Here is a 16351-nt window from a genome sequence, read left to right as displayed (position 1 = left end):
TTCAAGGCCCGGCCGAACGAAGAAAGCCGGCGCTCCGCTGGGAACGCCGGCCTGTGCCAAACCATCGAGGATGGAAAGAGGGTGACCTGGTCCGGCTCGACCCCGGGGGGCTGGGGGGCTGGGGTGTCCGAAGCCTCACCGAACCAGGCCAAGAGGCAACGGTTGGAATATCGATCCGCAACTTGGCGTGCGCTGGGCCGGATATAGGCGAAACTGTGATTTTTTGGCCGCGCTCAAGCGCTTAGAGACGTGCCCGCGATCGCGGCTTGCACGACCCTGTCCAGAGGTCGAGAATGGCTGTCGCCTGACTGTCATGTTGTCTACAAGAGGAGGCGCCTCATGAGCGAAAGTGAGCCGATAGCGTTCGTCGGCCGCCGAGGCCAGCAGGCTGCGCCGGCCGAAACGGCCGCCCCGAAGAAGACTCCCTCCGACGTCCATTTCAACCGCCACGAGCTTTCCCAGATCCTCTCCGTCTACGGCCGCATGGTCGCCGCCGGCGAATGGCGCGACTACGCGATCGATGCCACGCGGGAGCGCGCCGTGTTCTCCGTGTTTCGTCGCACGAGCGAGGCGCCGCTCTACCGCATCGAGAAAATTCCGAAGAATGCCCGTCGCCAGGGCCTCTACTCCGTCGTGGCGGCGACGGGCCTCATCCTCAAGCGAGGCCACGAGCTCCGCAACGTGCTCCGGGCGATCGACAAGAAGCTGAAGCTCGTCGAGGCCTGAGCGGGATCAGTCCTCTTCGGGAGGCGGCGCGTCGTCGCCGGGCCCCAGCGCCCTCTGCATGAGGACGGTCGAGAGCCAGCGTGCGTGCTTGCGACCTACGCTTTCGTAGGTGCCGACATGGCGGAAGCCGTGGCGCCTGTGCAGGGCGATCGAGCCGGCATTGGCCGCGTCGCCGATCACGGCGATCATCTGGCGGAAACCCTGTGTCTCCGCCGTTTCGATCAGCGCCGCGAGGAGGGCATTGCCGAGCCCCGCGCCCTGCGCCTCCGGCAGGATGTAGACCGACGTGTCGAGCGACCATCGGTAGGCGCGGCGGGTGTGATGAGGCCCCGCGTAGGCGTAGCCCACGACCCGGCCGCCGCGCTCCCCGACGAAATAGGGAAAGCCGCCGTCGAGCAGGCTCGACACGCGGCGCCCCATCTCCGCTTCGTCGGGCGGGGTGATCTCGAAGCTGCCGGTCCCGTGCAGGACGGCTTGCGCGTAGATCGCGGTGATGGCCGGAAGGTCGGCACGCGCGGCGGGGCGGACGACGAAATCGTGATCTGACACTGCTGACACCGGATGGCCGAAGGTCGAGGCGGAGATGGAAGCCCCGGTCTCGCGGATTGGCAAGCGTCCCCCTCCGCAGGGCAGCCCTGCGGAGGCGTCGCAGCGCGTCCGCTCAGTGGGTCGGGCGCGGCGCGCGCTCTTTCGGAGCGCCGAAGTGGCCGAAATAGCGCGGGTTGATCGACGCCACGGGCAGCACGACCAGAACGTCGGTGGTGCCGAACTGATAGTCCACCACCGCCCCGTCGCCGACATAGGCTCCAAGCCGCAGATAGCCCTTCACGAGCGGAGGAAGCTGGTTCAGCGCCTGCCGCATGTCGACCTCGCCGGCCGGCATCCTGTCCATCGGGACGCGTCGTGAAGGCACGGCCCGCACCCGCCATTCGTCCGGCGCCGCAGCGTTGTGCTGGAGGAAGGAGAGGGGCAGGGCGAGCCGGTCGACGTCGCAGCCCTCCAGGCTCGCGCAGCCGAGCATCACGTCGACCTCGTAGTGCTGCACGTAAGACCAGATGCCCGACCAGAGAAGCTCCACGGTCCGCTTGTTGCGGTAGGACTTCAGAACACAGGACCGGCCGAGCTCCATGAAGCGCAGCGGGCGCTTGCGCTCGATCAGCCCCTCGATCTCGAACTCGCCCGACGTGTAGAAGCCGCCGTTGCGCTCGGCCACCTCCTGTCGGAGAAGCCGGTACGTGCCGACCACGGCCGGGCCCTTGCGTCCGCGATAGGCGGGCGCCCCCTGCGGCTCGGCATCATGGTCGATGACGAGAAGGTGGTCGCAGATCGCATCGAAGCCGTCGACGTCGCGGCGCCGGAGCATCAGGGCCGCGTTCGCCTGGGCCGACATCTCCTTGTAGAAGACGTTGAATCGCAGGGCCTGCGCCAGCTTCACCTCGCGCTGGCTGCGAGCGAGCCGGACCTCGAGGGAGCCGATGCGGCCGAGCGTCTCCGGCGGCGGACCATAGGTCGAATCGGCTTGGAGAGGCGTGAGCGTCGAGGGCACGAAACGTCGCATCAGTCGAGCCGGGTGGAATTTCTCGCCGAGTTTCATTGCCTGGTCCAGCCGTGTGCCCGCCCCGTCCGTCACTCCTCGCGGAGGCGGCGGGATGCCCCTGTTCGCAAGCGACTGCCGCATCGCCCGACCAGCTTCTGACCATAGTTTATCGAACCATTTGTGACAATGTTTCGAGCCTGGGATCGGATCCGCCGCCGTCCATCGTCCACTCGGGTTCCAACGCCTCCAGGCAGCGCGACAGGTCCTGAGGGGAGACGGGCTTCTCGAGGAAGGCGTCGATACCCGCGGCGACCGCGCTGGCGAGTTGCGTCTCGGTCGCGCCGGCGCTCAGTGCGACGATCGGCGTGCGCCTGCGGCAGAGACGGGCTTCACGGTTCCGGATGGCCGCCGCAGCGGCGATCCCGCCGAGCCCCGGCATATTGATGTCGAGGAGGACGAGGTCGAGCGAGGGCGAGCGCCCCGCGCGGGCAACAGCCTCCTGCCCGCTCCCGACGCGCTCGACGATCATGCCGCGCTTCCTCAGCATGGAGCCGACAACGAGGGCCGCCACCGCGTCGTCGTCCGCAAGGAGCGCGCGACGGCCGTCCTTGCCGTCCGGCTCCACGGCAGGCGACACGGAGCGTGGCGACAGCTGGGCCAGGAGCGAGCCGCGGCGGATCGGCGTGATGAGGTAAGAGGTCGCCGGCCGCTGCAGGATCTCGGGCAGCGCCTCGCGCTGAGCCGGCGAGAGCGCGACGACGGCGTGCGCGTCTCCCAATTCGGGCCGGAGCCTGCGAAACATCGCGAGGTCGAGAAGGATGCCGTCCGCCCCCGTGCCGGCGGCGATCGCCTGCCCGACGCGGCGCGGCCGGGCGAACGCGGCGACGGCCGCGCCCTCGTCCCGTAGCGACAGCGCGATGGACTTCCGGAGGACCGAGGATCCGCAGGCGACGATGAACCTCCGGCCGGCGAGCGAGGGTGGCTGCCGGTCCGGCACGCCGTCCGCCGCGCGCAGCGGCAGGGTCATGGTGAACGCGCTGCCGTGGCCGCGCCGGCTGATCAGCGCCAGCGATCCCCCCATCATCTCCACGAGCTTGCGGCTGATGGCGAGGCCGAGGCCGCTGCCGGCGAGCGATCCGGCCTCGCCGGCCCTCTCGAACTCCCCGAAGATGCGATCCTGGTCGGCCGGCGCGATGCCGCGCCCGGTGTCGCGAACGCAGAGCTCGAACTTGTCCTTGAGCGGACGCACGCAGACGAGCACCCCGCCGTGGTCGGTGAACTTGATCGCGTTTCCGACGAGATTGATCAGGACCTGCCGGACGCGCGCGGGATCGCCGAGGAGCGCGGCCGGCATATTGCGCGGCAGGAAGACGCCGAGCGAGAGGCCCTTCTCCTCGGCTCGAGGTCCGAGAAGCTCGCACACCTCCTGGACGAGCGAGGGGAGATCGTAGCGGCGCTCGACGACGGCGAGGCGACCGGCCTTCAGCGAGGCGTGGTCGAGCAGGTCGTCGATCAGGCCGAGAAGGGCGCCGGCGGAGCTGCGCACCGACTGCACGTAGCTCTGCTGCGAGGGCGTGAGCTCGGTCTCGAGCAGGAGGTTCGTGAGGCCGAGGATGCCGCCGACCGGCGTGCGGACCTCATGCGTGACGGCTGCCACGAGCCGGGACTGGGCCTCCTCGGCGGACCGTGCCTGCGACAGCCGTCGCGCCAGCTCGGTTTCGCGCCGATGACGTTCGTCGGCGTCTCTGAGAACGATGCGGCGTCCCGCCTCGCGCCCGGCCGCGTCGAGGCGCACGCGCTCCTCCACGGCGAACCAGCGGGGCCCCGTGGCGGTGCGCAGGCACTGGTCTCCATCCTCCTGGGAGGAGGCTTGATCGCTTGCGGGCACGCGTTCAGGGAAGAATCTGTGGCCGATCGCGTCGGCGCCGAGTCCGAAGGTCTCGAAAAAGGTGGCATTCGCCTCGACGAGGCGTCCGGTGGCGTCGCAGCTATAGGCCGCCGTGTCGGTAGAGGCGGCCCGCTGCAGGGCCAGCGCGCCGGCGAGGGCCGAGTTGCGGCCGACGAGGACGGCCTCCCGCGCATGCAGCTGCGCACACCGGGCCTCGCTGCGGCGCAGCCTGCGCTGCTGCGTGGCGAGGGCGCCCAGAAGCGCTCCACCGGCCACTGCCGTCGCCGCCGCCCAGGACGTGGCGAGCAGGAGGCAGGTGAGGAGGGCGCCCGTCGCGGCGGCGACCACCAGGGCGCCTGACACTGGAAACGGTCGCCGGGCGGCGGATTTCTCGCAGTCGGCGGACGTGGCGGCTTCGGGCATCGACGGTGACCGGGTTGAACGGTGCGGCCACCTTAGGGAGATGGTCCTTACGTTGCCTTAAGCCAATATGCGAGCCGCCCCGTCACGCCGCCGCGACGATTCCCGTGTCCGCGCCCCGGTAGGCGATCGCCTCCGCGACGTGGATGCGCTTCACCTCGCCGGCGCCGGCGAGATCGGCGAGCGTGCGGGCGACGCGAAGCACCCGGTGATAGCCGCGCGCCGACAGCCCGAGCGCCTCGGCCGCGTCGCGGAGGAGCGCGAGCCCGGCCTGGTCGGGCCGCGCCACCTCGTCGAGGACCTTCGCCGAACAGGTGCCGTTGGTCGTCCATTCCGGCAGGCCGAGGGCGAGGTACCGGTCCCGCTGCACGTCGCGCGCGGCGGCGACCCGGGCGGCGACGGCCTCGCTCGGCTCTGCGCGGGACGGACCCATCAGGTCAGTCGCGGTCACGGCCGGCACGTCGAGCCTCAAGTCGATGCGGTCGAGCAGGGGCCCCGACACGCGGGCCTGGTAGTCGGCGGCGCAGCGCGGCCCGCGGCGGCAATGGCCGCCGAGCTCGGAAGCCTGGCCGCAGCGGCAGGGGTTCATCGCGGCCACGAGCTGAAACCGCGAGGGATAGGTGATCCGGTGCATGGCGCGGGCGATCACTGTCTCGCCGGATTCGAGCGGCTGGCGCAGGCTGTCGAGCACCTGCGGCGCGAATTCCGGCAGCTCGTCGAGGAAGAGCACGCCGCGATGGGCGAGCGAGGCCTCGCCTGGGCGAGCCTTGATGCCTCCGCCGACCAGAGCGGCCATCGAGGCGGAGTGGTGTGGCGCGCGGAAGGGCCTTCGCGCGGAGAGGCGGCCGCCGGGCAGGGCTCCGGCGACGGAGTGGATCATCGAGACCTCGAGCAGCTCCGCCGGCGACAGCGGCGGCAGGATCGAGGGCAGACGCTGGGCGAGCATCGACTTGCCCGCCCCCGGCGGACCGACGAAAAGCAGGTTGTGCCCTCCCGCCGCCGCGATCCCGAGCGCCCGCTTCGCGCTCTCCTGGCCGCGGATCTCCGCCAGGTCGAGCGTGGTGCCGGTCTCTTCCCGCACGGCTGGCGAGGGCCGCCGCAGGAGCTGGCTTCCCTTGAAATGGTTCGTGGCGGCGATGAGGTCGGCGGGCGCGAGCACGTCCATGTCGGGGCTCGCCCATGCGGCCTCCGGCCCGCAGGCCTCCGGACAGATGAGGCCGAGCCCCATGGCGTTCGCGCCGATCGCCGCCGGCAGCACGCCCGCGACGGGGGTGATGCGCCCGTCGAGCGCAAGCTCGCCGAGGACGCACCAGCGCCGCAGCGCCTCGGCCGGCACCGCTCCGATCGCCGCCATCAGCGCGAGCGCGATGGCGAGGTCGAAATGGCTCCCCTCCTTCGGAAGGTCGGCCGGCGCGAGGTTGATGGTGATGCGCTTCGGCGGCAGGGCGAGACCGATGGCGATCAGAGCCGAGCGGACGCGCTCGCGGCTCTCGGCGACCGCCTTGTCCGGCAGCCCGACGATCTGGAAGGCGGTCATGCCCGGCGCCACCTGCGCCTGAACGTCGACACGCCTCGCCTCGATGCCGACGAAGGCGACCGTCGTCACCCGAGCCACCATGGCCAGTCCTCCAGCTGATCCCGCAGGGGAAGTCTATGCGGGGTCGTCGGCGATGACAAGAACGCATCGGGAACATTTCGCCGTCACCGGGCTGTGTCTTCCGCCGTACCGCCTGCTTCCCCAGCGGAACATGACTCCCGGGCGGAAGTTCATCCCGAGGATCAAAGAAACTCTGGAGGAAACACCATGAAGACACCACTTCTCGCCGCCGGCGTCCTCTTGCTCGGCATGGGTGCGGCCCACGCCGACTGCGCGGAGGAGATCGCGAGTTTCGAGCGCTCCATGCCGGGCTCGGCCAGTGCCGGACAGATGGCCGATGCCGGCATCGCCAAGGACGGCAGCCTCGCGCCGCTTCAGACCGGTGACGCATCCGCCGAGACGACCGGCTCGACCGGCGCCGGGGCGGCGACGCAGGGCACCGCTGCCGGCGAGGTCGAGAAGGACGGCTCGACGATGCCGCTCGCCGACGCACAGGGCGGGGGCGACGCCGCCGTCGCCATGTCGGGCCAGGATGCGCAGGCGCAGCAGGAAGGCGAGCAGACGGCGGCCGAGCAGGCGGGCCAGGGCGGCACGGCGGGCGAGAGCGGTGGGGAGACGGTCACCGCGGCACTCGACCGGGCGCGCGAGGCGAGCGACCGGGGCGACGAGGCCGAATGCATGGCCGCGATCGAGGAGGCGAGGTCGCTGCAGGGCCAGCAGTGATCCCGAGAGGCACGGGCCGGGCGGCTGCGTCGCCCGGACCCGCTTAGTTCCCGCGTGCAAGGCGGCCTCGGCCTCGCCCCGGCTCGGGCGTCAGGCGCCGCGTCTCTCCTCGATGCGGTCCCAGATCATGGCGGCGATGTCGGGTCCGCCGAGTCTCGCGACGGCGCGGATGCCGGTCGGCGATGTCACGTTGATCTCGGTCAAGAGGTTGTCGATCACGTCGAGGCCGACGAAGAGGAGGCCGAGCTCGGCGCATCTCGGGCCCACGCGCTCGCAGATCTCGCGCTCGCGCGCGGTCAGCTCGGTGAAGGCCGCGGCGCCGCCGCGCACCATGTTCGAGCGCAGGTCCCCGGCGGCCGGGATGCGGTTGATCGCCCCGGCGAACTCGCCGTCGACGAGGATGATGCGCTTGTCGCCGTCCTTCACGTTCGGCAGGAAGCGCTGCACCACCCACGGCTCCCGCCAGGTGGTCGCGAACATGTCGTAGAGCGAGCCGAAGTTCAGGTCGTCATGCGTCACGCGGAACACGGCGCCGCCGCCATGGCCGTAGAGCGGCTTCATGACGATGTCGCCGAACTCCCTGCGGAACGCCTCGATCTCGCCCTTGTCGCGGGTGATCAGCGTCTGCGGCATGAGGTCGGCGAACTCGACGACGAAGAGCTTCTCCGGCGCGTTCCTCACCGCGACCGGATCGTTGACGACCATCGTGCGCTCTCTCTCGAGCGTCTGCAGCATGTGGGTCGTCGTGATGTAGTGCATGTCGAAGGGCGGATCCTGCCGCAGCAGGATGACGTCGAAGTCCCTCAGCTCCCGCCGGGTGGACTCGCCCAGCGTGAAGTGGTCGCCCTCGGTGTCGCGCACCTGAAGCGGCGCGACCGTCGCGTGCACCTTTCCGTCGCGCATCGCGAGCGTGTCGGGTGTGTAGTAGTGGAGCGCGTGGCCCCGCTTCTGCGCCTCGAGCATGAGGGCGAAGGTCGAATCCCCCTTGATCGAGATCTTCTCGATCGGGTCCATCTGAACGGCGACTGAGAGGCTCATGGCGATCCTTCTTCTACGGTTCGGCGTCGAAAGCCGCCGGAATGTGGCGAGGCCAGCCGGGGCCGTGCCAGATCACGACGTCGAAGCGCAACGTGTATTGGGCATGGGAGGGGTTCGCCGCAAGCCACCACTTGGCCGCGGCGGCGATACGGCGCCTGTTCGTCGCGCTGAGGACGAAATCCGGGGCGTTCCGGCGCAGCTTCACCTCGACGAAGGCGACGGTGGCGCCGCGTCTCGCGACGATATCGATCTCACCCACCGGCGTCTTCACCCGGCGGCCGAGCGGCCGGAACCCCTTGAGCAGGAGATAGGCGACGGTCGCCGTTTCGCAGAGCTGGCCCGCCCGCTCCGCCCGGCGGCGCGCCTCCGAGCTCATCCCTGCCGCTCGGCCTCGAGCTTCAGCGCGCGCTGGTAGAGATCGCGGCGCTTGAGGCCCGTTTCGGCGGCGAGGCGGCTCGCCGCCTCCTTCACGCCCAGCTCGCCGACCATCGCTTCGAGACGTTCGTCGATCGTGGCGGGATCCGCGGCCTCGCGGGCCGCTTCCTCGCCCGCGGGAGCCAGCATCAGCACGATCTCGCCCTTCGGCGCCGGCTCCCCGGCATAGGCGGCCGCGAGCTCCGCCACCGTCCCGCGCCGCGTCTCCTCGAACCGCTTCGTCAGCTCTCGCGAGACGACGGCACGTCGGTCCGGATCGACGTGCTCGGCCAGCTCCCGCAGCGTGGCGGCGATCCGACGGGGCGACTCGTAGACGACGGCGGTGGCCTCGAGGCGGGCGAGCGCCTCGAGGCGCCTGCGCCGCTGTCCCGCCTTCGTGGGCAGGAAGCCCTCGAACCAGAAGCGGTCCGTCGGCAGGCCTGCGGCGACAAGTGCCGTCAGCAGGGCCGAGGGCCCCGGCACCGCATGGACCTCGTGTCCCGCCTCGAGAACGGCGCCCACCAGGCGATAGCCCGGATCCGACAGGAGCGGCGTGCCGGCATCGCTGACGAGGGCGACGACCTTGCCGTCCTCGATGGCGGCCATGATCTGCGGCGCGCGCGCGGCCTCGTTGTGCTCGTGCGCCGAGAGGAGCCTGCCCGCGAAGCCGAAATGCTCTGCGAGCTTGCGCGTCACGCGGGTGTCCTCGCATGCGATCACGTCCGCCGCGGCGAGCACCGCCAGCGCCCGCAGGGTGATGTCGGCGAGGTTCCCGATCGGCGTCGCGACGATGTAGAGGCCGGGAGCGGGCCTCGCCTCGCGACGCAGGAGGGCCGCGACGGCGGCCGGCGCGTTCGGGTCGTGCTCCGGCGTCATGGCGCCCTTTCCGGGATGAAGAGGATCTTGCTGCCGGTTGGAATCGCGAAATCGACCGACTAGGATGCGCGCCATCTTGATGGGCAGCCGCCGGCGCGTAAAGCGCCGGCCATGTGTCGCGGGGGAGGCATGCCTCAAGTGGAGCGACTGGCGGGGCCTCTGATGCTGCGCCTCGGCCGGGCCGGGCGCAACTTCGTCGCCTGTCTCTGCCTGCTGGCGCTCGCCGCCTGCGGCGACGGCCTCGACCTCGGGCGGGAGGCGGTGAGCAAGGCCGAGCTGACGCAACCGATCGGTGCGGGGCCGATCAAGGTCGCGCTCCTCCTGCCGTTCTCCGCGTCGGGCGGCAACGCACGCGCGGCGCGCGCCCTGCGCAATGCCGCCGACCTCGCCATGTCCGAAATCTCCGATCCGCAGATCCAGATCCTGCCGATCGACACGGGCGGCACGACCGAAGGGGCGCGCGCCGCCGCCCAGGCAGCGCTCGGCAGCAACGTCCGCCTCGTCCTGGGGCCGCTGACGGCGGTCGAGGTGCGCGGAGTTGCGCCCGTCGCCCGCGTGGCGAACGTGCCGATCATCTCCTTTTCCACCGACAGCACCGTCGCGACCTCCGGCGTCTACCTCCTGAGCTTCATGCCCGAGGGCGAGATCGACCGCGTGCTGCGCCATGCGATCGGCGGAGGTGCGCGAAGATTCGCCGCCCTCCTTCCCCGGGGAGAGCATGGCGACGTCGCCGAGAGCACGTTCCGCAGCCGGGTCGGGCTTGCGGGACGGGAGGCGGTCGCGATAGAGCGTTACGGCGATCAGGCGCAGCTCGAGGCGGCCATCGCCGCGATCGCCGAGGTGGCCGGCGGAGAAAAGCCGAAGGTCGACGCGCTGTTCGTCCTCGAGGCGGGGACGCTGCCGAAGCTCGCCGAGGCGGGGGTGAAGCAGGGCGAGGTGCAGATCCTCGGCTCCGGCCAATGGAACGAGGCCGAGGTGTGGGCGATGCCGGAGGCCGCGGGCGCGTGGTATGCGGCGCCGACGCCGACCGGCTTCGAGGCGTTCGGGCGCAAGTACCAGGCGCGCTTCAACGCACCGCCGCCGCGCTACGCCACGGTCGGCTATGACGCCGTGAGCCTCGTGGCGGCGCTTGCAGGGCTCGGGGGCGAACGGGGGTTCGACGAGCAGATCCTGACGAACGCCGACGGCTTCGCGGGCATCGACGGTGTCTTCCGCTTCCGCAAGACCGGCCTCGTGGATCGCGGGCTCGCCGTGATGGAGATCCGCGACGGCGCGGCGGCGGTCAGGGACCCGGCGCCGTCGGCGTTCGGGAGCTAGCTACGCCGCGAGATCGGCCACCACGGCGTTCAGCACGGCGAAGCCGGCCGGCGTCGCTCGCAGCCGCTCCGGCGACAGGCGCTCGATCAGCCCGTATCCGACGAGGTCGTTGACGCGGCCTTCCGCGAGCGGCTTGCCCATGAGCTTCATGTAGCGGGCGAGATCGAAGCCCTCGCGCAGCCTGAGGCCCATCACCAGAAGCTCGTCGGCCACCTCCTGGGGGTAGAGCGTCTCGCGCTCGACGAGACCGTGCCCATGCGCCGTCACCGAGGCGAGCCACTCCTCCGGCCGCTTCTCGGTCGCGAGCGCCGTGCGCCGCCCGTCGATGTCGAGCCGCCCGTGCGCGCCGGGGCCTGCCGCGGCATATTCGCCGCAGCGCCAGTAGATCAGGTTGTGCCGGCACTCCGAGCCCGGCCGGGCATGGTTCGAGATCTCGTAGGCCGGCAGGCCGCGGCGCTCCGTCACCTCGAGCGTCGCGTCGTAGAGCGCGCGGCCGAGCTCCTCGTCCGGCAGGCGGATCCGCCCCCGCGCGTGGAGCGCGGCGAACGCCGTCTCCGGCTCGATCGTCAGCTGGTAGAGCGACAGGTGGTCGACGGCCAGATCGATCGCCGCCTGAAGCTCGCGCGACCAGTCCTCGACCGTCTGGCCGGGCCGCGCATAGATCATGTCGAAGGACATGCGGTCGAAATTCGACCGTGCGACCTCGATCGCCCGGCGCGCTTCCTCCGCGTTGTGCAGGCGACCGAGGAACTGCAGCTGCCGGTCGTCGAGCGACTGGACGCCGAGCGAGACGCGATTGACGCCGGCAGCCCGGTAGCCCGCGAACCTCTCCGCCTCGACGCTCGACGGGTTCGCCTCGAGCGAGACCTCGACGTCCGGCGCGACATTCCAGTTGCGGGCGATCGCGTCGAGCACGTGCGCGACGGTCGAGGGCTTCATCAGCGAGGGCGTGCCGCCGCCGAAGAAGACGGATCCTACGGTGCGGCCGGGCGCGAGCTCGGCCATGTGGGCGAGCTCGCGGGCGAGCGCGTCCGCGTAGGCCTGCTCGTCGATCTCGCGGCGGACGTGGGAGTTGAAGTCGCAATAGGGGCACTTCGCCGCGCAGAACGGCCAGTGCACGTAGACGCCGAAGCCGGCGCCGGTCTCATCTGACAAAGCAGCCCTCGACGAGCTCTGCGAAGGCGCGCGCGCGATGCGACAGCGCCTGCGATTTCGGTTTGTCGGGCGTCCAGCCGTGCTTTTCCTCCGACGGCATCTCGCCGAAGGTCCGCTCCATGCCCTCCGGCAGGAAGACGGGGTCGTAGCCGAAGCCCCTCTCGCCGCGCGGCGGCCAGACGAGCGTGCCTTCCACCTCGCCGCGAACCGTCTCCACGTGGCCGTCCGGCCAGGCGAGCGCAAGGGCCGCGACGAAGCGACCGGTGCGCCCGTCGGGCGAGGTCGCGCCCTTTGCCTGCAGCTTCTCCTCCACGTTGCGCATCGCCATCGCGAAGTCGCGCTCGGGGCCAGCCCAGCGGGCGGTGTGGATGCCGGGCGCGCCGCCGAGCGCGTCGACCTCGAGCCCCGAATCGTCGGCGAGCGCCGGGAGCCCGGAGCCGGTCGCGGCGGCGAGGGCCTTCAGCTCCGCGTTCGCCTCGAAGGTCGATCCGGTCTCCTCCGGCTCCGGCAGGCCGAGCTCCCCCGCCGACACCGTCTCGACGCCGAACGGGGCGAGGAGCTCGCCGATCTCCCGGACCTTGCCCTCGTTGTGGCTCGCGATGACGAGCCGGCGCCCCTCGAACCTGCGCCGCATCAGCCGATCGCCATCTTCTGGAGGTCGACGAGCTTCCTCACGCCGTGCCGGGCGAGCTTCAGGAGCTCGAGAAGCTCCTCCTCGGAGAACGTCGCCCCCTCCGCCGTCGCCTGCACCTCGCAGAGCGCGCCGGAGCCGGTGATGACGAAATTCGCGTCGGTGCCCGCCTGGCTGTCCTCGGCGTAGTCGAGGTCGAGCACCGCGGTGCCGTCATGGATGCCGCAGGAGACGGCGGCGACGTGGTCCTTCATGACGTTCGGGCCGATCATCGAGCGCCGCTCCATCCAGGACAGGCAGTCGCGCAGCGCCACCCAGGCCCCGGTGATCGCGGCGGTGCGGGTGCCTCCATCGGCGCTCAGCACGTCGCAGTCGACCGTGATCTGGCGTTCGCCCAGCGCCTCGAGGTCGACGACCGCGCGCAAGCCCCGGCCGATCAGCCGCTGGATCTCCAGCGTACGCCCACCCTGCTTGCCGCTCGACGCCTCGCGCCGCATGCGCTCGTGGGTGGCGCGCGGCAGCATGCCGTATTCGGCCGTCACCCAGCCGCGCCCCTGGCCGCGCAGCCAGTTCGGCACGCGGTCCTCGAGGCTCGCCATGCACAGGACCTCGGTCGCGCCGAACCGCACGAGGCACGAGCCTTCCGCGTGGCGGGAGATGCCGCGTTCGAGGCTCACGGGGCGCAGTTCGTCGGGGGCGCGCTTGGAGGGTCGCATGGGCTGGTCCTGGCGGGTTCTGTCGCGGATGATTCGAGCCTCGGGGTTCTATCGCAAGAGGCCGTTCCGGCGCCAGTGTCGGAGGCAGGGGGGAGGCCTGCCGCTTGACGGAAGCGATCGGGAAAAGCACATAAAAGGTCGACAGACGAGTGAGATGACAAGGGTGCACCGCGACATCACCAGTGGATTTCCGATGAGGGCGCTCGCCGATCTCGACCAGCGCTCGCGCGAGATTTTCCGCCGCATCGTCGAATCCTACCTCGAGACCGGCGAGCCGGTCGGCTCGCGCAACCTCTCCCGCGTGCTCTCGAGCAATCTCTCGCCGGCCTCCGTCCGCAACGTCATGAGCGACCTGGAGGCGCTCGGCCTGATCTACTCGCCGCACACGAGCGCGGGGCGCCTGCCGACGGAGATCGGCCTGCGGTTCTTCGTCGACGCGCTCCTGGAGTTCGGCGACCTGACGCAGGACGACCGCGCGAGCATAGAGAGCCGCATCAGGACCGGGCATCCCGGCCGCTCGATCGAATCGGTGCTCACGGAGGCGGGCGACCTCCTGTCCGGCCTGTCGCGCGGCGCCGGTCTCGTTCTCGCCGGCAAGTCCGACCTGAGGCTGAAGCACATCGAGTTCGTTCGGCTCGAGCCGCGACGCCTGCTCGTGATCCTCGTCAGCGTCGACGGCAATGTCGAGAACAGGGTGCTGACGCTCGACGAGGACATTCCTTCCTCGACGCTCGTGGAGGTGGCGAACTACCTCAATGCACGTATGCAGGGGCGTGGGATCGACGAGGTCCGCGCCGAGATCGAGCGCTCTGCCGCGCGCGTCGAGGCGGAGCTCGACATGGTCGGCCGGCGTCTCGTCGAAGGCGGGCTCGCGACTTGGGCGGGCGTCGCCGGCGAACGGCCGCCGACGCTCATCGTGCGGGGCAGCGCGAACCTTCTGGAAGACCTGAAGGCGCTCGAGGATCTCGAGCGGATCCGCGTCCTGATAGACGATCTGGAGAAGAAGAAGGACATCGTGGAGCTGCTCACCCTCGCCGACGAGGCGGAGGGCGTGCGTATTTTCATCGGATCCGAGACCCAGCTCTTCTCGCTGTCCGGCTCGTCCGTCGTCGTCGCGCCGTACCGGGATTCGGAGCAGCGTATCGTCGGCGTCCTCGGCGTGATCGGGCCGACGCGCCTGAACTATGCGCGGGTCGTTCCCATGGTCGACTACACCGCCCAGGTCGTGGGCCGGCTGCTCGACTGAGACAGGCGGCTCCTTCGCGGCGGTTGATTTTCGCCCGGCAGGCGCTGATATCGGGGCCTGAGACCCTCCCTTTCGACTGGTGAGACAACGATGAACGAACAGAAAGATCCCGCCAACGAGAACGAGTCCGTGTCTCCGGAAGCCGAGCGCGTAATCGAGCAGGACTCGGGGCAGGCGGCGGAGAGCGAGCTGACCGAGCCCTCGGCCGAGGAGAAGCTCCTGGTCGAGAACGCCGAGCTCAAGGACCGGATGCTGCGCATCGCCGCGGAGATGGACAATCTGCGCAAGCGCACCGAGCGCGAGGTGAAGGACGCCAGGGCCTACGCCGTGACCGGTTTCGCCCGAGACATGCTGGGCGTCGCCGACAATATGCGCCGGGCCATAGAGGCGGTTCCCGAGGAGGAGCGCCAGACCGTGGCGAGCCTGCTCGAAGGCGTCGAGATGACGGAGCGCGAGCTCCTGAAGACGCTCGAGCGCCACGGCGTGAAGAAGCTCGAGCCGCAGGGCGAGAAGTTCGACCCCAACGTGCACCAGGCGATGTTCGAGGTCGAGGACGCGTCGGTTCCCCACGGCACGGTGGTGCAGGTCCTGCAGTCCGGCTACGTGATCTCGGACCGCGTGCTGCGTCCGGCCATGGTCGGCGTTTCCAAGGGCGGTCCGAAGGGCGGGGCATCCGCCGGGCGCTCCGAGGAAACGGCAGAGCAGAACGGTGGGCCGACGATCGATCGACGGGCCTGACGGGCGATATCCCCAACAGCACGGAACCCACGGGGCGGCGCGCCGTTACCACCCCGCATGATGCGCGGCAACCGGGCCGCCCGACTTCGGAGCCGAAGATGACCTTCCTGCCCCTTCTCGTGATCAACTTCCTGCTGGCCTCGTTCGCCGCGCATTTCGCGCTGCGTTACCTCGACTCCGAGCGCAGCCGCCGGATCGCGATGCCGGCGCGGGTGCGGCATTGGAGCCGTGCGCGCCACAAGCACTGATCCCGGATCAGTTCCGAACCTCTGACCCGAAAGGCGTTTCATGACCGAGCCAGATCCCACCGACCGTAGCGGAATCGAAGCCCGTCAAGGCGCGCGAGGAAACAATGGTCGCCTCGTCGGGATCGTGCTCGCCGTCGTCGCGCTCCTGGCGGTGTGGGTCATCTACGCTTTCGTGCTCACCTGACGGCCTTGCGCGGCCGCCGGAACACGGATGGAGACGCCATCATGAAGATACTCGGGCCGACCGTCGCCCTCGCGACCCTCGTGATCTCCGCGGCAGCCTTCGCCCAAGGGGCGCCGACCGACCGCCCGAGCGAGATGCTCCTCGAGGGCACGCCACCGACCACGGGCGCCGAGGTGCCGAGCGCCCCGCCCGACCAGCAGCCCCGGACGGGCGGCGCGTCGATCGGCGGCATAGAGCTCGAGACGCTGGACGAGGCCGTCGAGGATCAGGGCACTGCCGGTCAGGCGATGCCGCCTCGGTGGGTGGGTCTCGGGATCGTAGACGAGAGCGGCGCGACCCTCGGCGAGGTCGAGGACGTGATCGACGGCAGCGGCGGCGTGCCGGAGGCCCTGATCGTGCGCCGGTCGGACGGCTCGATGGAGACGGCCAACGTGGAAGGTCTGACCTACGAGGATGGTCGGCTCGTGGCCGACGGGACCGCTCTCGACTGAGGGCGGAAGCGACCATTTCCGTGATCGTCGTCGATGCTGGGCCGCCCTCGGGCGGCCTTTTTCGTGCCCGCCCGTGGTGGACCGGCGGGCACGGGTCGTCGCTGTCGATGCCGAAGGGGCTCCATGGCCGCGTCGATGCGCTGAGCCCTACAGAAAACGAAAAAGCCGCCTCGCGGCGGCTTCAGCGTCGATCGAATCCTGGAAGTTTTGGTGGAGCCAGGGGGAGTCGAACCCCCGACCTCTTGAATGCCATTCAAGCGCTCTCCCAACTGAGCTATGGCCCCGTGAAGCACCGCGTCTTGCGCGCGGCGTTCAGGATTTGGGAGCGCCGCGGCCCCGTGGAGCAGCGGCGCGCGGGACGATCTAGGATATTCTCGACCCGATTGCAACCAGCCTTTCTCGACGA

18 protein-coding genes and 1 tRNA gene are annotated in these 16351 nt (G+C 70.3%); 8 read left to right on the top strand and 11 right to left on the bottom strand.

Annotated features, from left to right (window positions below; genetic code table 11):
- The first annotated feature begins 339 nt into the window (after positions 1 to 339).
- Entirely contained in the window at positions 340 to 726 is a 387-nt protein-coding gene (locus N177_RS06320) for a DUF2794 domain-containing protein (RefSeq protein WP_023431436.1), read from the top strand.
- Between the two features lie 6 nt (positions 727 to 732).
- On the opposite strand, the gene N177_RS06315 is transcribed toward N177_RS06320, so the two are convergent.
- The 4 genes from N177_RS06315 to N177_RS06300 all read right to left on the bottom strand — a co-directional run bounded on the left by N177_RS06315 (position 733) and on the right by N177_RS06300 (position 6189).
- Positions 733 to 1275: a GNAT family N-acetyltransferase gene (locus tag N177_RS06315; protein ID WP_040485297.1), complete on the bottom strand. Its 543-nt coding sequence runs from the start codon at positions 1273 to 1275 to the stop codon at positions 733 to 735.
- 112 nt (positions 1276 to 1387) lie between these two features.
- Positions 1388 to 2284: a l-ornithine N(alpha)-acyltransferase gene (gene olsB / locus N177_RS06310; protein ID WP_244444239.1), complete on the bottom strand. Its 897-nt coding sequence runs from the start codon at positions 2282 to 2284 to the stop codon at positions 1388 to 1390.
- A gap of 145 nt (positions 2285 to 2429) precedes the next feature.
- On the bottom strand, positions 2430 to 4514 hold the full coding sequence (locus N177_RS06305; protein ID WP_160170913.1) for an ATP-binding protein: 2085 nt from the start codon (positions 4512 to 4514) through the stop codon (positions 2430 to 2432).
- Positions 4515 to 4656: 142 nt separating this feature from the next.
- On the bottom strand, positions 4657 to 6189 hold the full coding sequence (locus N177_RS06300; RefSeq protein ID WP_023431432.1) for a YifB family Mg chelatase-like AAA ATPase: 1533 nt from the start codon (positions 6187 to 6189) through the stop codon (positions 4657 to 4659).
- A gap of 186 nt (positions 6190 to 6375) precedes the next feature.
- On the opposite strand from N177_RS06300, the gene N177_RS20505 reads away from it, so the two are divergent.
- Positions 6376 to 6891 (top strand): hypothetical protein, encoded by a 516-nt coding sequence (locus tag N177_RS20505; protein WP_023431431.1) that lies wholly within the window; start codon positions 6376 to 6378, stop codon positions 6889 to 6891.
- A 90-nt stretch (positions 6892 to 6981) separates the two neighbouring features.
- On the opposite strand, the gene gshB is transcribed toward N177_RS20505, so the two are convergent.
- The 3 genes from gshB to rsmI are packed head-to-tail and all read right to left on the bottom strand — an operon-like array spanning position 6982 to position 9219.
- On the bottom strand, positions 6982 to 7929 hold the full coding sequence (gshB, locus tag N177_RS06290; protein WP_023431430.1) for a glutathione synthase: 948 nt from the start codon (positions 7927 to 7929) through the stop codon (positions 6982 to 6984).
- Between the two features lie 13 nt (positions 7930 to 7942).
- Positions 7943 to 8305 carry a YraN family protein gene (locus N177_RS06285; protein ID WP_023431429.1) on the bottom strand — a complete coding sequence of 121 codons (363 nt, stop codon included), beginning with the start codon at positions 8303 to 8305 and terminating at the stop codon, positions 7943 to 7945.
- Positions 8302 to 9219, bottom strand: coding sequence for a 16S rRNA (cytidine(1402)-2'-O)-methyltransferase (gene rsmI, locus N177_RS20500; protein ID WP_023431428.1), 918 nt, complete (start codon positions 9217 to 9219; stop codon positions 8302 to 8304). Before rsmI ends, N177_RS06285 begins: the two co-directional genes overlap by 4 nt.
- Positions 9220 to 9381: 162 nt before the next feature.
- Here rsmI and N177_RS06280 point away from each other — a divergent pair, with 162 nt between their 5' ends.
- Complete coding sequence (locus tag N177_RS06280) at positions 9382 to 10536, top strand: penicillin-binding protein activator (RefSeq protein ID WP_051402264.1); 1155 nt, start codon at positions 9382 to 9384, stop codon at positions 10534 to 10536.
- Here the strand turns inward: N177_RS06280 and hemW are convergent, their stop codons facing one another.
- The 3 genes from hemW to rph are packed head-to-tail and all read right to left on the bottom strand — an operon-like array spanning position 10537 to position 13038.
- Positions 10537 to 11691, bottom strand: a complete 1155-nt coding sequence (hemW, locus tag N177_RS06275; protein WP_023431426.1) for a radical SAM family heme chaperone HemW — start codon at positions 11689 to 11691, stop codon at positions 10537 to 10539. It abuts the gene before it with no gap.
- Positions 11681 to 12325 carry a non-canonical purine NTP pyrophosphatase gene (locus N177_RS06270; RefSeq protein WP_023431425.1) on the bottom strand — a complete coding sequence of 215 codons (645 nt, stop codon included), beginning with the start codon at positions 12323 to 12325 and terminating at the stop codon, positions 11681 to 11683. Before N177_RS06270 ends, hemW begins: the two co-directional genes overlap by 11 nt.
- Complete coding sequence (gene rph / locus N177_RS06265; protein WP_040485240.1) at positions 12325 to 13038, bottom strand: ribonuclease PH; 714 nt, start codon at positions 13036 to 13038, stop codon at positions 12325 to 12327. Before rph ends, N177_RS06270 begins: the two co-directional genes overlap by 1 nt.
- A 154-nt stretch (positions 13039 to 13192) precedes the next feature.
- Here rph and hrcA point away from each other — a divergent pair, with 154 nt between their 5' ends.
- The 5 genes from hrcA to N177_RS06250 all read left to right on the top strand — a co-directional run bounded on the left by hrcA (position 13193) and on the right by N177_RS06250 (position 15945).
- Entirely contained in the window at positions 13193 to 14284 is a 1092-nt protein-coding gene (gene hrcA, locus N177_RS06260) for a heat-inducible transcriptional repressor HrcA (RefSeq protein WP_040485239.1), read from the top strand.
- A 90-nt stretch (positions 14285 to 14374) separates the two neighbouring features.
- On the top strand, positions 14375 to 15022 hold the full coding sequence (grpE, locus tag N177_RS06255) for a nucleotide exchange factor GrpE (RefSeq protein ID WP_023431422.1): 648 nt from the start codon (positions 14375 to 14377) through the stop codon (positions 15020 to 15022).
- 98 nt (positions 15023 to 15120) lie between these two features.
- Positions 15121 to 15270, top strand: a complete 150-nt coding sequence (locus tag N177_RS21610) for a hypothetical protein (protein ID WP_023431421.1) — start codon at positions 15121 to 15123, stop codon at positions 15268 to 15270.
- A gap of 40 nt (positions 15271 to 15310) precedes the next feature.
- Positions 15311 to 15454, top strand: a complete 144-nt coding sequence (locus tag N177_RS21605) for a hypothetical protein (RefSeq protein WP_023431420.1) — start codon at positions 15311 to 15313, stop codon at positions 15452 to 15454.
- A gap of 41 nt (positions 15455 to 15495) precedes the next feature.
- The gene (locus N177_RS06250; protein WP_023431419.1) at positions 15496 to 15945 is read left to right on the top strand and encodes a PRC-barrel domain-containing protein; all 450 of its coding nucleotides are present in this window, start codon (positions 15496 to 15498) and stop codon (positions 15943 to 15945) included.
- Positions 15946 to 16153: 208 nt separating this feature from the next.
- Here the strand turns inward: N177_RS06250 and N177_RS06245 are convergent.
- Positions 16154 to 16229 (bottom strand) — tRNA-Ala (locus N177_RS06245).
- Positions 16230 to 16351: the final 122 nt, after the last annotated feature.

Source organism: Lutibaculum baratangense AMV1 (genome assembly GCF_000496075.1).
GTDB lineage: Bacteria > Pseudomonadota > Alphaproteobacteria > Rhizobiales > Tepidamorphaceae > Lutibaculum > Lutibaculum baratangense.
This window is presented reverse-complemented; position numbering and strand designations above follow the sequence as displayed.

Coding starts and splice junctions, on each gene's coding strand:
- N177_RS06320 (WP_023431436.1), top strand. CDS start 340: ATGAGCGAAAGTGAGCCGATAGCGTTCGTCGGCCGCCGAGGCCAGCAG.
- olsB (WP_244444239.1), bottom strand. CDS start 2,284: ATGCGACGTTTCGTGCCCTCGACGCTCACGCCTCTCCAAGCCGATTCG.
- N177_RS06300 (WP_023431432.1), bottom strand. CDS start 6,189: ATGGTGGCTCGGGTGACGACGGTCGCCTTCGTCGGCATCGAGGCGAGG.
- N177_RS20505 (WP_023431431.1), top strand. CDS start 6,376: ATGAAGACACCACTTCTCGCCGCCGGCGTCCTCTTGCTCGGCATGGGT.
- gshB (WP_023431430.1), bottom strand. CDS start 7,929: ATGAGCCTCTCAGTCGCCGTTCAGATGGACCCGATCGAGAAGATCTCG.
- N177_RS06285 (WP_023431429.1), bottom strand. CDS start 8,305: ATGAGCTCGGAGGCGCGCCGCCGGGCGGAGCGGGCGGGCCAGCTCTGC.
- rsmI (WP_023431428.1), bottom strand. CDS start 9,219: ATGACGCCGGAGCACGACCCGAACGCGCCGGCCGCCGTCGCGGCCCTC.
- N177_RS06280 (WP_051402264.1), top strand. CDS start 9,382: ATGCTGCGCCTCGGCCGGGCCGGGCGCAACTTCGTCGCCTGTCTCTGC.
- N177_RS06270 (WP_023431425.1), bottom strand. CDS start 12,325: ATGCGGCGCAGGTTCGAGGGGCGCCGGCTCGTCATCGCGAGCCACAAC.
- rph (WP_040485240.1), bottom strand. CDS start 13,038: ATGCGACCCTCCAAGCGCGCCCCCGACGAACTGCGCCCCGTGAGCCTC.
- hrcA (WP_040485239.1), top strand. CDS start 13,193: ATGACAAGGGTGCACCGCGACATCACCAGTGGATTTCCGATGAGGGCG.
- grpE (WP_023431422.1), top strand. CDS start 14,375: ATGAACGAACAGAAAGATCCCGCCAACGAGAACGAGTCCGTGTCTCCG.
- N177_RS21610 (WP_023431421.1), top strand. CDS start 15,121: ATGACCTTCCTGCCCCTTCTCGTGATCAACTTCCTGCTGGCCTCGTTC.
- N177_RS21605 (WP_023431420.1), top strand. CDS start 15,311: ATGACCGAGCCAGATCCCACCGACCGTAGCGGAATCGAAGCCCGTCAA.
- N177_RS06250 (WP_023431419.1), top strand. CDS start 15,496: ATGAAGATACTCGGGCCGACCGTCGCCCTCGCGACCCTCGTGATCTCC.